Here is a 15,869-nt window from a genome sequence, read left to right on the forward strand (position 1 = left end):
ATTCTTAAAAGATTATAGCGGTTTTTAATTTATTTGTCAATTTCGTTAAATGAGTTTAAGTGTTCTAGTATTTTTGAATCTCTTTTGCTAGATTTTTTGCTTAGCTTAATAATAGTCTCTTTGTTAGAAATTATTTCTAAGCTATCTTTGGCTCTTGTTATTGCAGTATACATAAGTTCTTTTGTCAAAAAAGGGTTATTTTCTAATATTACTTTTATATGTTTGTATTCAGATCCTTGGCTTTTGTGTATTGTTGTGGCAAAGCTGAATTCATAATTTGTTATTAAATCTAAATTTATTTTTTTATATTTTTCATTTTTTCTTTGGAATAAAGCATAAAATTTAGAATTTTCATTAAAAATAACTCCTCGTTCTCCATTAAATAATTTATTTTTATAGTCAGTTTTGGTTATCATTATTATTTGCCCAATAAAGCTTCCATAGGTTTTTTTTAGGTAAGTTTTTATTATTTCATTTAGTGTTTTGGTTCCAAATTTGCCAAAATTCTTTGAACTTAAAATTATATTTTCAAGTAAAGTTTCAAGTATTGTTTCGATTTTTGATTCTTTTAGTAGTTTAAGATTAAAAGTGGGTATTTTTTTATATAAATTGTTTGTATATTCTATTAGATCTTTTTTTAGGTTTATTTTTTCTATTTCTTTTAATTGAATATTTTTATTGTTATTAATGTATTTGCAAATCAAAGCGCTATCTTCTTTGTATATTGCTTTTGAGAGCAAATTTATTTCTTTGTTGCTTCTGAAATTTTCTTTAAGATCTTCTACATTATCGTTATTTATTTTTTTTATTCCCAAAAGACTTGAATATACATTTCCTTCATTTACTGATGGGAGTTGATTTTTATCTCCTACCATTATTAATTTAGTGGTTATTGGTGTTGCTTTTAATAGTTTTAAAAAAGTATATGCATCTACCATTGAAGCTTCGTCAATTATTATTACGTCAAAATTTAATTGATTTTCTTCGTCATATAGATTTTTTTTGTTTATAAATTTGATTCCCAATAGTTTTTGTATTGTATTGCATTCTATTTTTAAATTTTTGAATGAATAGTCAATGCTTGTTTGCAGTCTTAGAGTAGCTTTTCCTGTAGGCGCTGTAATTGCTACTAATCCTTTTTTTTTATTGTTTAATGTTTTATTAATTGCTTTTAAGATGTGGTTAATAGTTGTGGTTTTGCCTGTTCCAGGGCCTCCGCTTAATATAAAGAAGTTGCTTTTTAATGCCTTTCTAACTGATGTAATTTGCTCTTTATTTAAATTATTGGTGTTTAAATTTGATATTATATTTTGTATTTTATTCTCATTTAATTCACTTTTATGGTTTTCTAATCTTTTTATAATTTGTTTTATTAACTCTTCTTCTTCTCTGTAGTTTTTTTGAGTATAAATGTAGATATTGTTTTCCAGAATTAGGGGAGTTGTAATTTTAAGCTTATCAAATTCCATTAGTATGTTGTTTTCCTTTAAAAGCGAAACTATATTCTTAATAGTTTCTAGATTCCCAAATGTTTCTAGCCCTTTTAGCATTTTTATTAATTTGTTGTAACCTTTATTGGTTTTTTCTAGGTTGTCTTTTGTGAATATTATTGTATTTTGAATATCTTTTGCTAATAGATTTATATCAGCTCTTATGTGGCCTTTATCAAAGTAGTTAAATAAAAATATTAAAAATATTACAATATTTTCATTGTTTGTGAACTTTGCAAGTGTTTGCGCTTTATAGCAATTTTTTTTATTGATATTTAAAAGTTCAATTATTTCATAAAGTTTAAGTTCAGGGGTTAAGAATTTCTTGTTTTTATCTTTTAAAAATTCTCTTAATACTAAAAAATCTCTCATAAGTGTCTTTTAATGCTTAATTCTAAGATGATTTTATCTAAATCCACGTCGTTAAATTTTGGAAGATTAAAATAAATGCCATTTTCAAATTTTGACTTTATGCATTCAATATTGTCTTTAAATGCTCTTGTAAAAAGATATATTATTCCACCAAATTTTTGATTATATTCTCTTTTGTTTTTAAATAATATTTTTTTTATTCCAAGAGCATATATTTTATATTGCAAATCATAATATTCCTTTTTTATTGTATTTTCTAAATTTGTTATATTATAATCATCCTTATTTTTTCCAAGATAGTTTGTTTTGTAATCTAGGATATATATTTTATTATTAGCTTTAAATATGAGATCTACTATTCCTTTTAAATATCCATCATTTAGTTTTATATGAAGATCTTCAAAGTGTTTGTCAAAAAGATGTTTTTGTTTTTGAAATTCAGGATTTATTTTTATTAAAAATTCCATTTCTTTTTGTAATTCTTCAATATCACACAGACGAGTATTAATTGCTCCTATATTATAAGTTAGTATGTTATAAATCATTTTAGTTAATGAATTTCGTATTTCTGTTGTATTGAGATTTGAGTTGATTTTTTGTATTTGTTTTTCAATAATTTCAATGTTAATTTTTTTAAAATTATCAAATGTATCTTTTGCTGTGCTAAAGATTATTTCTTCCATTGCGGCATGTAAAATGTTTCCGCTATCTTTTCCTTTAGGCAGAATCTCTTCTAGTCCTGGGTCGTAATCAAGATCTGTTTCTTTTTCGTAATTAATATTTTTAAAATCATAGTTTTCGTAAAATGCCTTATTATGAGCTTGTGCTGTTAAGCTTGAAAAGCTAGACGTATATTCTTTTTTAAACATGTTTTTAATTATTGGTTTTGGTGGAATTAATTTTGTATTTACATTTGTATTGTCTTTTTTTTTATTGAATCTCTTTTGGCCAATAAATTCATTTATGTTAAAGTCATGTTTGATATCATCAATAGTAAAAATTTTTGCTATTTCTAATAATTTGCTAGTTATGCTATTTATTTTTGTAATAAAAAGAGCAAATTTAGCTCTTGTTGCTCCCACATAAAATATATTCTTTTCTTCGCTTAGTATTTTTAGTCTTGCATATTTTTTATTTTCTTCCAATTTAAAAAAATCATATTCAATGTTTCCATCTTGATAAAATTTGTAAAATTGATTTTTTTTTGAAAGAAAACTGCTATTTTCTATTGGAGTTGTATTGATTAAGAATACAATATTCATGCTAAGCCCTTTTGATTTGTGTATTGTCATGAGCTCTATAGATTCATTATCATTATTTATATTATTGGTTTTTTCTTCTATTTCTTCAGACTCTTCGTTTATTATTAGACTTTCTAAGGCAGAGATTAAAGATAGTATATTTTGTTCTTTATGATATATTTTGGAGATGATCTCAAGTGTTGTTTCATAGGTTTTTAAATTTTCAAGCTTGCCTTCTTTAATCAGAAGGCCTTTGTAATTTATTTTATTTTTTGCCCACTCAATAATTTTTTGATCTTTGGTGTCATTTGCAATTTTGATCCATAAGTTTTTTTCAAATAAGATTTTGTTAATTGCATTTATTAATGTTATTTCATTTTTTTCAAGCAAAACTGTTATATTTTCAATAAATTCTTCTATAAGCTGAATTTTGTCTTGTTTTATTAAAATTCTTTGCAAATTCCACGGTACATTTAATATTTTACTGCTTAGAATATAATTTAAGGTTTTAAAACTTTGTTTTCGGTCTAAGCATTTAATAATATAGAAAATTTCGATAAATTCTTTAGTGTTTAATAATTTTTCTTGAGTTTTATTTGTTTGGATTTGCTCTTTTTTTAATGCTTTGTCTATTAAATTGATTTCATTTTTTCCTCTGCAAAGTACTTTAATGTCTTGCATTTTAATATTTCTAATTTTATTGTTCTCAGCAATTTTTCCATATGCAAGCAAATATTTTATTGTTAATGCTGTTTTTTGGTAAATATCTTCTTCGTTTTCTGTATTTGTGGTTATTATATTGATTCCTTCTATTTCTTGTCCGTTGATGAAAATTTTATTATTGTCGTTTTGTTGATTTGGAAGTGAATTGGTAAATTCAATTTTTTCAATTTCATCGGTTATTGCATTATTGTATATATTATTAAAAATTTTATTTAAAGGTCTGATGAGTTTTTTACTTGACCTGTGATTTATTTTTAGTATAATTCTAGCGTCTGTGTTAATTTTATTTTTTATTTCTTTATTGTAAAATGAAATATCTGCTTTTCTAAAGGAATATATTATTTGTTTAGGGTCACCTATGAATATCAATTTTATTCCTGCTGTTTTTAATATTTTAAATATCTCGATTTGAGTTAAGCTTAAATCTTGTGCCTCATCGATTAAAATAATTTTGTATCGATTTTTGATTGCATTTAGAAGCTTTTTGTCTTCTGATTTTAAGTAATTTTTTAAATTTGAAATTATGTAATTTTGATCTATTATGTTTGTTGATTTAATAGTTTTCTCTAGTTCTTTTTCTATATACTTTAGTATTTTGTATTCAACTTTTAAAATAACATATTGCTTTAAATTGTTTCTATTTTTATTTCTATTGTCTTCTGTTTTATATTTTTCATGTTTAATATTAATTCCTAGGCAGATTAAATCATTTTTAATCTTAAGTTCTTGAGGCAATAATTTGGCATTTTTTTTAGTTTCTTTTTCTATTAGAGTTGAAAAAAATTTATTTTTTAATAATGTTTCTGCTATTTTGAATATGTCGTTTTCTTTAGAGTATTCTATTTCAAGTTTACCAGTTTGAATATGTTTATTATAAAAACTTAATATTTCATCTTTTGTCATTTTGTTTAAGTCTTGTATTATCTTGTTGTAATCTTTGATCAGCTCTTCTTTTTTAAGAAGAATGTTTTCAAATGACTTTTGGGTTTTAAGCCAATCTCCAAGTTCTTGAGTTGTATCTCTTTCGTAAGCTTTTTTTATTTTTAAAACAATTTCTTCTGTTTTTTTAACATCAGATTTAAATACGTTAAGTTCATAGTCTTTAATATCAAGAGTTTGAATCAAGCTATCTGATTTTCTTAAAAAGTCATAAACTATTTCATCTATTTCTTTTGAAAATTTTTCTTTAGGGTTGTATTTGGAATAATTTTCTGTTTCAATTTGAAAATTATTTAAGGCATGTAATGCAAATTTATTGATTGTTGATATAAAGAGTTTTTTTGATTGCTCATAAGCTTCTTTTAAAATTTCATTTGTTTTTGAGTTAAAATAAGAATTTTCTATTGATTTTAGTATTCTTGTGTGCATTTCTTCTGTAGCTTTTTTTGTAAAAGTTAATACTAAGATTTCATTTATGGAATATAGTTTGGTTTTTATTAAATTTATAACCATATTTTCAAGTATATGGGTTTTGCCGGTGCCTGCTGATGCTTCTATTAATATTGTTGCGTTATTTTGAATTTTTTCTAAGATTTTGTCCATGAATTTTAATTTTTTGTCCTTACAAATTTAATATAAAATTTTTCTATCAATATTAATAAATTTTCGTCTAACTTGAGATCATGAGTGTCTTTAAATCTGTTATAGTAATCGCAGAGTGTTATTTCGCTAGTTTTTAAAAATCTCTCGTGTGATTTGCTTGTGAAATAAGCCTTGGAAGGATTTTTTATCTGCATTTTTATGAAATTCTTAAAACAATTTGAAAAATTATTTTGATTTATTTTTGTTAAAATTTTAATTATCAAGCTTTGGTAAATTGGAGTTGGATAGCTTGATATGTATGCAAATTGCATAAGCATATTTTCAATGTCATCAATTATTATGTCTTTGTAGTGATAACAAATAGTTGTTTTTGCAGTTAAGCTTTCAAGATCAATTTTTACTTCTGTTAATGAATTGAAATTTTGTATTTCTTTTTTTATTAGCAGACCTGTTATATATAAATCTATTTCATTTTTTATTTTATCTGGGATGCTGCAATAGTCTTTTTTGACAAAATTAAAATAAAAATAATCGTTTTCGACTTTATATACATTCTCAATATCTTTTTTTAATTCAAATTCTATATTTTTTTTTTGAAAATTAAGTTTTATTGTTTGACAAAATTTAATTTTGCTTTTTGTTATTGCTGAAAGTTTTTTTAAGCTTTCAGTAGCATTATATTTTAATTTATTTATCTTTTTTAAGATTTCATTTACAGTAGTTTTTTGATCTATGTTGAAGGGAATGCTTCCTTGTTGTATTTCATATTTAATGTGATTTTTAATAATTTCTATTGTTTTTCTTACATCATCTTTTTTCCCCATTATGTATTCATGTAGCAGTGTTGAATTTTTTATAAGTCTGTAAATAGTTTCAATAACACTAAAAATTTGTTCTTCTTGTTTTTCTTTGATTTCATTTTCTAGCCTTATGTCTTGTATTTTAACGTTTAAAGTTTTTTCATAAAAATGTTTGTAAGGGTTAGAAAGTGCGTTTTTTAATTCGTATAAATTTAGCTTAATTGGGCTTTCTAGTTTGATTTTATTTTGCTTGAACTTAATTGGTTTGGAATTTTGTAGTATTTTTGCGATATTAAAGGCTTCTAGATCATAGTTTATTAAATAATTCTCTTTTGCATCTTTGAAATATGCCAGGTCGTAGTTTTCATTTGGATGCTTTTCTATTTGAAAATTTTTTTCATATTTTTGTATGTGATCAAGTATTTTGTTTATTGTTTTTGATGTGTTAATTTCTGGGCTTAAGTTGTCTTGAAATGAGTAGTAAAGGTAAAATTTTTCTGTTGCTGCAAAAATTAAATTAAAAAGAGCTGTAATTGCTTCTTTTTCAGTGTTCTCATGTTCATAGTATTCATTTAATAAATTCATATTATCATAATTTATATTAGAGTTGAATTTTTGAAATCCCAAAAAATGAATTTCTTTTTTTTGAATATATTCTATTTCTTTGTAATTGGCAATCAATATTCCATTTTTTTTATAGATCACTCCGTATTTTTCTTTTTCAAGACTTTCTTCAAACATAATCTTAAAAAGATAAAATTCAATTTTTATTTCATTAATTTCTTTTAAATAGTTTTTGTAAAGATTGTCATTTAAATCTTTGGGAAAATTTTTAAAGGATTTTATTTTATTTTGTAAATATTCATCAGTTGTATTAAATTCTTCAAGATCAATATATTTTTGAATAAAAATTTCTATTATTTCTGCCCATTCATATACTTTATATACTTTATTTTTAAAATAGTTTATATCTTCGTATAAACTTTTTACTATTGTTATAAGCTTTATTATTGATTCTTGATCTTGAAATTTTGTGCTTTCTTTTTGAATTTCTCCTTCATATTTTTCGTCAAATATTTCAGACATTAAAAATCGATTAAATCCATCTTCCCATGAGTTTAAAAAGTTTTGATCATACTTTAAATTTTCTTTGTGAGTGTTGTTTGCACCAAAACTAATGTTCATAGCATCGCTAAATTCTATTAAATAGTTTAATTCAGATGTTGATATATTAAATTTTTTCATTACTTTATTGTTACTTAGCAGGTCAAATACTTCTTTTCTACTGAAATTGCTAATTGTTCCATTTTTTGATATAAAAAGATCCATTAACCTTTTTAAGGCTATTATACTTTCTCCTCTTGATAAATTGTTGTAACATAGGACGCTATATTCGATTTCGTATTTATTTAGGCATTCTTCTATATATGGTAAATATTCATTAAATTTTTCTTGCAAACAAGTTATTGCTATGTCACTTAATTTTAGGTTGTTTTTTTGCATTGAGTGCACTATCTGATTTGCCAAAATTTCTACTTCACGTTTTTGATTTTTAGCTTCTATTATTTTAAAGCTATCGTCTAATTTTGAAATTGGAGTTTTTGCTACGATATTATTTTTAATGCTTGTTAAAAAATTTTTGCCTTTAAATAATTCAATATCTACTTTTTCTAAAGCTTGATATTGAATTGGGTTGATTTTTGTTTTTGTTAACAATAATTCTTTAACAAGGGTAGATTCATAGTTGAGCAAATCTTCAAAAACTAACACATAAACTTCAAAATCAAAAATTTTTTCTAAAGAGTTAAGAATTTTTTTCTCAATTTCTCTATTATTGCCAATAAATATTATTTTTTTAATTTCAATTTCTATATTTTTTGTTGGTTTTTCCTGAATTATTTTTTTATGTAAATTAAAAATATTTTTTTGCTTTTCAAAGAGTTTTTTAAATAGTTCTTTTTGCATATTCTCGTAGGGTTTTAAATTTTCTTCTTGAAATAAAGATCCATTGTCTTCCCAAGTTTCAATTAATTTTGAAAATTTTGAGTAATAATGGTGGAATAAATCTATTATTTTTGATGCAAAAAAGTACCTATTTTTTGTTGATTTAAAATTTTTTATGTATTTTAGTTTTTCAGTTTTTAATATGTTATATAAAATGAATTTTTCTGTTTCCAAGTAAAATGAAAAAGTATTCTCTTCTATGTATTTTTTTATATTAGGATTTTTTAAAGAAATTTCATATATGCTTTTTACGGCATTTTTTTTAATATTTAGATTATAAGAAATCTCATTTAGTTTTGCTATATTTTTTTTAATTTCTTCTTTTAAGAGATTATTTTTTACTATAATGAGTGTTTCTTTTTTAAAGATGTCGTCGTTTTGAGTTAATTCTTTAATTTTATTATAAATTTTATTTACTTTGTTAGTTTTATATATATACATATATTAATTGTTTTTATTATCTTTTATGAGCTTATTTTTTAACTTTCTTAAGTTTTTACTGATGCTTACTTTATATATGTGGGGATTAATTATTCTTCTGTACGTATGCTCAAGTTTTCTTAAGTCAAGCCTTGTTTTATTCCTAATATTGTTTAAGCTAGGCTCATAGCCTTTGCAAAGTTTTCCATTTTCTAAGACAGTGTGAATCAAAAATTCAAAATCATCATATTGTTTGATGATTTTGAAAGCGTTATCTTGTATTGGATGAAAAATGGCAAATTCTTTTTTTGAATTTAGATGATCTTTTATTTTATCTTTTTCTTCTTTTAAAAATATAAAATCGAAGATCATCTGGCCATTTAAATAGATTCTTGCAACCTCTTTTTGGGCAGGCAATGTTGATTTTTCTGCGTTATTTGATATTTTTATTTTTGGTATAAATTTTCCATTTTTTTCTATAGAGATCATTTTATATACTCCTGAAAGATTTGGATCTCCTTTTGCTGTAACTAGATTTGTTCCAACGCCCCAAATATCAATTGGAGCATTTATTGAATTTAAGTACATGATAATATTTTCATCAAGCTCATTAGACGCAATAATTTTTACATGATTTAGTCCATTTTCGTTTAATTCTTTTCTTGCTGCTTTGCTTAGATATTCAAGATCTCCACTATCAATTCTTATTGAAAAATTATTTTGTTCCTTTTGTTTTATTTCCTTAAATATTTTAATAGCATTTTTTAATCCACTATTGAGTGTGTCGTAAGTATCAATTAGCAAGCTTACTTTATTTGGATATGTTTTTGCATATTCTCTGAATGCTTGCTCTTCGGTTTCAAAGCTCATTACCCAACTATGAGCCATTGTTCCTGTTACTGGTATATTGTATTTATATCCAGCAAGCATATTGCTTGTAAAGTCTGCTCCCCCTATGTAGGCAGCTTTGCTGGCAGATAGCGCTCCATTTATTCCTTGTGCTCTTCTTAATCCAAATTCTGCTAAAATTTTTGCACCAGATTCTTTTATTCTGGCGGTTTTTGTTGCTATTAAACTTTCAAAATTTATTATATTTAAAACCAATCCTTCTATTAATAGTAATTCTATTAGATTCCCTTCAATCACAACTACTGGTGCGTAGGGGAAAACCAGGCGACCTTCTTCTATTGAGCTTATTTTTATGTTTAGTTTTAATTTTCCAAGAAAGTTTAAAAATTGTTCGTCTAATATATTTAAGCTTTTTAAATATATTAGTTCATTTTCTCCAAAATGAATATTTTTTAACTCATTAATTAATGTATTTATCCCGGCTAAAACAATATACCCATTTTTAAAAGGTGTTTTCCTAAAAAATACTTCAAATTTTGCTTTAGGATTAATGCCTTTTGTAAAATAAGCATTCATCATTGAAATTTCATAAAAATCTGTAAATAGTGATAGATTTTTCATTCTCCTTATTATATACTAGTTTTGTTTGTAAAAAAAATGATATTTAATTTAAGCTTAACTTTTATTTGTTTCTATTGTTAATATTTATGTATATGGTTTTTGCAAAATATAATAAATTGACCAGATTGGACTAAATTCTATGAAAGAAAAAAGTGTTTCTAATTTTGATATTGTAATTTTTGGAGTTACAGGGAATTTGTCTAGAAAAAAGCTTATTCCTTCACTTTTTAATTTATTTAAAAATAAATGTATTAGCAATTTTAGGGTTATTGGTTTTTCTCGTAAAATTTTTACAGATAAAGAATTTAGATTATATATTAAAGATTCTTTATGGCAAGAAGAGACCGATTCTTTGATTGAGATTTTTTTAAATTTTTTTGTTTATGTATTTGGTGATTTTAATGAAAAGGAGCCTTATAAAAATTTATTTAAATTTTTGGATAAAAGGCGAGAAACAATATATTATCTTTCGACGTCTCCTACATTTTATGGGCCTATAATTAATCATTTGAAAAAGTATTTTTTAAGTGAAAGATTGACTTTGTCAAAAATAGTTCTTGAGAAGCCTTTTGGCTCTAGTCTTGAGACAGCAAAAAAATTAAATAGCTTGCTTTATTCTGCTTTTAAAGAAGATCAAATTTATAGAATAGATCACTATTTAGGTAAAGAAACGGTTCAAAATATTTTTACATTTAGATTCGGCAATTCTATTTTTGAAAATATTTGGAATAATCGTTATGTAGATTTTGTTCAGATTACGGTAGCAGAAGAATTGGGTCTTGATGGAAGAGTAGAATATTACGATTCTGTTGGAGCTTTGAAGGATATGGTTCAAAATCATATTTTACAATTATTAAGCCTTGTTGCAATGGAGTCTCCTATTAAATTTGATTCTCAGTTTATTCATGATGAAAAAGTAAAAGTTTTAAAAAGTTTGAGGAAAATTAGCAAAGAGGATATTAAGAATTACATTGTTAAGGGTCAATATATAGGTTCACAAGTTCAAGGGGTTTTTAAAAAGGGATATAAAGATGAAACAGAATTTTTGGGAAATTCAAATACTGAAACTTATTTAGCTATGAAAGTGTTTATTAATAATTGGCGTTGGTCGGGTGTTCCTTTTTATCTTAGAACTGGAAAAGGGCTTGCTAGGAAATTTTCAGAAATATATATTCAATTTAAAAAACCAAGCTTTACTCTTTTTAATAATAGTTCTGTTGATTTTTCTAATGCTTTAATATTTAGAATTCAACCAAGGGATGGAATTGAAATTAAATTCAATACCAAAAAGCCTGGATATAATTATGAAATTCAAACTGCTAATATGGAATTTTCATATCATGGGACATTTAAAAGATTGTTTGATGAAGCTTATGAGCGGTTATTGTTAGACGCTTTTTTAGGGGATGGTACTTTATATGCGACAAGTGACGAGATTGAAAGTTCTTGGGAATTTGTTTCAGATATTGCAAATAAATGGGCAGATATTGAGATTTGTAATTATTTTTATGGGTCTGAAGGACCAAAAGAGATAGACTCTATTTTGGAAAAAGATCATTTTTGGCGTAAAATTTAATTTTCTAGTTTTTAAAAGATATTTTTTAAAAAGACAAATGAGATAAATAGATAAAAATTTTTTATATAATTTATTTCTATTCCTTTTAATGCTTGCCTTATGTATATTTATAATTAGCGTCTTCAGATTTTTATTTTTTGCGATTTAGTAGTAAGGTTTTTAATAAATTTTATTTTTCTTTTTAAATATTTTTATATAATTGGGGATTTTTACTCTTGAGTTGATTACAAATTTATGCATCGATTAATAATTTGAGTTATCATTAAAAATATAAGTAATCTTTTTTTTTAAAACAGTGCTTATATTTAAAGGATGTATATGAAAAATATTGAAGTAAGAGGTCAGCCAAATTTTTTTGGACTTATTCCTTTTTTTGTTTTTATTATTATGTATTTAGGCACAGGAATTTATTTAGGAGTTCTTGGCGTAGAAATGGCCTTTTATCAACTTCCGGCTAGCGTTGCAATGTTTTTTGCTTCCATTGTTTGTTTTTTAGTGTTTAAAGGAAAATTTTCCGACAAAATTCACATATTTATTAAAGGAGCTGCACAGTACGATATTATACTAATGTGTCTTATTTTTATGCTTTCAGGAGCTTTTTCTTCTCTTTGCAAAGAAATAGGCTGCGTTGAAGCTTTAGCAAATTTGGGAATTAAATATATTAATCCTAATTGGATTGTTTCTGGTATATTTTTTGCAACTTGCTTTCTTTCTTTTTCTGCGGGTACTTCTGTTGGAGCTATTGTTGCAATTGCTCCTATTGCTTTTAATATTGCTGTTAAAAGTACTATTAATCCGAACTTAATAGCAGCATCCGTAATGTGTGGAGCCATGTTTGGAGATAATCTTTCTTTAATATCAGATACAACTATTGTTTCTAGTCGAACTCAAGGTAGTAGTATCTTAGATGTTTTTATTAGTAGCAGTTTTTATGCTTTTCCATCTGCTATATTAACTTTTTTTTCTTTTTTCTTTCTTTCTAGAAATTTGCCTAATGCTACAAACTTTTTACATGAAGGTTCAATAGATTTGGTGAAAACTGTGCCTTATTTGATGATTATATTTTTTTCTTTAGCCGGAATGAATGTTTTTATAGTTCTTTTTTTAGGCATTTTTTCTATATGCCTTATTGGTATTTTGTATGGTAATTTATACTTTTTAGATGTAATGAAAAATATTAATAATGGGTTTTTAAATATGGCAGATTTAATTTTTCTCTCAATTTTAACAGGGGGAGTTTCTTTTGCTGTGATTCATAATGGAGGCTTTAAATGGCTACTTGTTAAATTGAAATCTTTGATTAGAGGAAAAAGTTCGGCGGAATTTTCTATTGGAGCTTTTGTTTCAATAGTTGATGTTTTTCTTGCTAATAACACAATTGCCATACTTATTTGTGGCAAAGTAGCAAAAAATATAGCTTTTGAAAATAACATTAGCTTTCAAAGAAGTGCTTCTATTTTAGATATGTTCTCTTGTATTTTTCAAGGCATTATTCCTTATGGCGCTCAAATGATTATTTTAGTGGGCTTTTCAAATGGACTTGTGTCGCCAATTAGTGTTTTGCCATTTTTAATTTATTTTGGATTTTTATTGTTTTTTGTTATTTTATCTATTTTGGGTTTTGATATAAAAAAAGTTTTTTTATTTTTTTTAAAAAAATAAAAATTTTGAAAATTTTATGATTTGCATTGTTTAATTTTTTTGATTTTATTTAGAATAAATTGTTCTTAATTTTATTATATGATTTAGGAGGTTTAAAATTGGAAAGAGATTTGAAATTGGAAAGAGAAACCAATGTAGTTCCAAATTTTTGGGGACTTATGCCTTTTTTTCTTTTTATAGGGATTTATATTGGCACAGGACTTGTTCTTTATTTTAATGGTGTAGAAAGGGCATTTTATCAAATGCCTCCCGTGGTTGCTATGTTTATTGCTATTGTTTTGACATTTATTAGTTTTAGGGGATCTTTTTTAGCAAAAATGAATAAATTCATTGAGGGGTGCGCTCAACAAGATGTTATTTTTATATCTTTAATATTTATGTTATCTGGTGCTTTTTCTGCTGTTTGTAAGGAAATAGGAAGTGTTGATGCTGTAGTAAATATTGGTCTTAAATATGTTCCATTGAATTTGATAGTATGTGGTATTTTTTTAATTACTCTTTTTTTGTCTTTTTCTACTGGAAGTTTTATGGGGACTATTGTTGCTGTTGCTCCTATTGCTTTAGAGCTTGCAGATAAGGTAAATATCCCTCTTCCATTGATTGCCGGTGCTATTCTTAGTGCTGGTGCATTTGGAGACAATATGTCTTTAATATCAGATACTCCTATTATTTCAAGTCATACTCAAAAGGTTAATATTATTGATGTTTTTAAAAATGGAGCTTTTTATACGTTTCCAGCAGCAATTTTGGCAAGTATTGCTTTTGCATTTTTAGGTTCTTATTATTGCAAGACCAATAGTTTTGTTATTGAGCCTAGTGAGATAAATTTTTTTAAAATTGTTCCATATATTTTTGTTATGGTTGTTGCAATTTCAGGCTTTGATGTATTTTTAGCCTTGTTTTTAGGTATTGTTGTTGCTAGTATTATTGGAATTTATTACTCAGATATTACTTTTTTGTTGTTGGCTAAAAAAATCAATGAAGGATTTTTAGGCCTAGGAGAAATGTTTATTCTTGTTGTTTTTACGGGTGGAATTTCTTATATGGCAGTTAAGTATGGAGGGTTTGATTGGTTGCTCTTAAAATTGCAAAAAATGTCAAAGTCTAAAAGAACTTCGGAATTTGTAATTATTGTTTTAGTTGGCATTTTGACTGTGTTTCTTGCAAATAATGGGCTTGCTATTTTAATGAGTGGTTCTGTTGTAAGGTCGATAGCTAAGGAGAATAATTTAAATTCAAAGCGTATTGCGGCTTTACTTTGTATGTCTTCGTGCTTTTTTTTAAGTATTTTACCTCATAGCATGCATGTTATAGCTCTTATAGATTTTACAAAAGGCAAGCTTTCTCCTTTTGACATTTTTCCATTTTTAATTTATCAAGGATTTTTGATCTTATTAATTGCTTTGTCTGTAATTGGACTTGATATAAAATTAGTATTTAAATTTTTCCTAAATAAATCCAAGAATCTTAAAAGCTTTAAATTTTAAAAGCTTTTAAGATTCTTTTTGCATTTAAATATTTAAGAAGATAAATTTAAATATATTTTGAGAATTTCTTCTTTTATTTTTTTAGGTATTTTTTTAAAAATTTCAAATTTGGAAAAATCTTTTGGTAAAAATTTTTCTTCTAAATATAATTTCATTTTGGGGTTATTTTTTGCTTCTTTTTCTATTCTTTTTATTACATTTTTATTTGGAGAATTATATCTAGTTTCTTTGAAATTTTTATAAGATGGTTCATTTTCGTATAGAAAGTTTATGAATTTGTAAGCCAAATTTTTATTTGGAGCATCAATAGGAATTACAAATGCGTCTATCCATAGATTGGTGTTGTCCGGCGCATAAAAATCTAAGTTTTTGTCTTTTAGCATAGCGTTTTGTGCTTCGCCGCTCCATGTGAGTTGAATAGATGCTTCTCCATTTAGCATTAATGATTTTGCAGGCACATCTGAGAAATATCCAATTAATAGTGGGTTTTGGATTTTTAGAAGTTCCCCGGCTTCTTTAATTTTATCTGTATCATGTTCATTTATTGAGTATCCAAGTTTTTTTAAAGCAACCCCAATATTGTCTTTAGGAGAATCTAGCATTGTAATTTCTTTTTTATATTTTTTATTAAATAATATGTCAAAACCTTGCATGTCATTTAAATCTATTTTAGTTTTATTGTAAAGTATGCCCATTAATCCCCAGTAAGCTGGCACTGAATAAAGATTGCCAGGATCATGTTCTAAGTTTGTAAGATTTTGAGTAATATTTTTTGTTACATTTGGCAATTTTGAGTAATCTAATTTTTCAATTTTGCCTTCATCAATTAATTCTTGGATTAAATATTCTGATGGGACTATTATATCGTAGTAGTTCTTTGTATTGTTAAATTTAGCCATCATTTCTTCATTGTTATGAAAGATTTCATAATTAATTTTTATATTGTTTTCTTTTTCAAATTGATCTAATAAAGTCTCGTCAATATATTCTGCCCAATTAAATACGTTTAAAGTTATTGTGTTTTTTTTAGTGCAAGTAAAAGCTGTGAGAATCGTTATTAATATAAAAATTTTTTTCATAAA

The 15,869-nt window shown here is 25.1% G+C and carries 8 protein-coding genes; 3 read left to right on the plus strand and 5 right to left on the minus strand.

The genetic code is table 11. From position 1 onward, the window contains the following. Window positions 1–29: 29 nt before the first annotated feature. From recD to Bmayo_RS03215, 4 genes are read right to left on the minus strand one after another with little or no spacing between them, the layout of a single operon-like run. Window positions 30–1,862 (minus strand): exodeoxyribonuclease V subunit alpha, encoded by a 1,833-nt coding sequence (recD, locus tag Bmayo_RS03200; RefSeq protein ID WP_075552291.1) that lies wholly within the window; start codon window positions 1,860–1,862, stop codon window positions 30–32. Next, window positions 1,859–5,368 carry an exodeoxyribonuclease V subunit beta gene (gene recB / locus Bmayo_RS03205; RefSeq protein ID WP_075552292.1) on the minus strand — a complete coding sequence of 1,170 codons (3,510 nt, stop codon included), beginning with the start codon at window positions 5,366–5,368 and terminating at the stop codon, window positions 1,859–1,861. The genes recD and recB overlap by 4 nt, the downstream gene beginning before the upstream one ends. A gap of 5 nt (window positions 5,369–5,373) precedes the next feature. Further along, complete coding sequence (locus Bmayo_RS03210; RefSeq protein WP_075552293.1) at window positions 5,374–8,613, minus strand: PD-(D/E)XK nuclease family protein; 3,240 nt, start codon at window positions 8,611–8,613, stop codon at window positions 5,374–5,376. A 3-nt stretch (window positions 8,614–8,616) separates the two neighbouring features. Beyond that, window positions 8,617–10,062: a nicotinate phosphoribosyltransferase gene (locus Bmayo_RS03215; protein ID WP_075552294.1), complete on the minus strand. Its 1,446-nt coding sequence runs from the start codon at window positions 10,060–10,062 to the stop codon at window positions 8,617–8,619. Window positions 10,063–10,201: 139 nt separating this feature from the next. Here Bmayo_RS03215 and zwf point away from each other — a divergent pair, with 139 nt between their 5' ends. From zwf to Bmayo_RS03230, 3 genes are all read left to right on the plus strand, one after another. Then, a complete protein-coding gene (gene zwf / locus Bmayo_RS03220) occupies window positions 10,202–11,638 on the plus strand; it encodes a glucose-6-phosphate dehydrogenase (RefSeq protein WP_075552295.1) in 1,437 nt (478 codons plus the stop codon). Between the two features lie 318 nt (window positions 11,639–11,956). Continuing rightward, entirely contained in the window at window positions 11,957–13,300 is a 1,344-nt protein-coding gene (locus Bmayo_RS03225; RefSeq protein WP_075552296.1) for a Na+/H+ antiporter NhaC family protein, read from the plus strand. Between the two features lie 98 nt (window positions 13,301–13,398). After that, a complete protein-coding gene (locus tag Bmayo_RS03230) occupies window positions 13,399–14,787 on the plus strand; it encodes a Na+/H+ antiporter NhaC family protein (protein WP_145924592.1) in 1,389 nt (462 codons plus the stop codon). Window positions 14,788–14,819: 32 nt separating this feature from the next. Here Bmayo_RS03230 and Bmayo_RS03235 read toward each other — a convergent pair whose 3' ends face one another. After that, entirely contained in the window at window positions 14,820–15,866 is a 1,047-nt protein-coding gene (locus tag Bmayo_RS03235; protein WP_075552297.1) for an ABC transporter substrate-binding protein, read from the minus strand. Between the last annotated feature and the right edge of the window lie 3 nt (window positions 15,867–15,869).

The organism is Borreliella mayonii (genome assembly GCF_001945665.1).
Taxonomy (GTDB): domain Bacteria; phylum Spirochaetota; class Spirochaetia; order Borreliales; family Borreliaceae; genus Borreliella; species Borreliella mayonii.

Bases quoted from the DNA above. Each gene is read 5' to 3' on its own strand.
- recD (WP_075552291.1), bottom strand. From the start codon at position 1,862: ATGAGAGATTTTTTAGTATTAAGAGAATTTTTAAAAGATAAAAACAAG.
- recB (WP_075552292.1), bottom strand. From the start codon at position 5,368: ATGGACAAAATCTTAGAAAAAATTCAAAATAACGCAACAATATTAATA.
- Bmayo_RS03210 (WP_075552293.1), bottom strand. From the start codon at position 8,613: ATGTATATATATAAAACTAACAAAGTAAATAAAATTTATAATAAAATT.
- Bmayo_RS03215 (WP_075552294.1), bottom strand. From the start codon at position 10,062: ATGAAAAATCTATCACTATTTACAGATTTTTATGAAATTTCAATGATG.
- zwf (WP_075552295.1), top strand. From the start codon at position 10,202: ATGAAAGAAAAAAGTGTTTCTAATTTTGATATTGTAATTTTTGGAGTT.
- Bmayo_RS03225 (WP_075552296.1), top strand. From the start codon at position 11,957: ATGAAAAATATTGAAGTAAGAGGTCAGCCAAATTTTTTTGGACTTATT.
- Bmayo_RS03235 (WP_075552297.1), bottom strand. From the start codon at position 15,866: ATGAAAAAAATTTTTATATTAATAACGATTCTCACAGCTTTTACTTGC.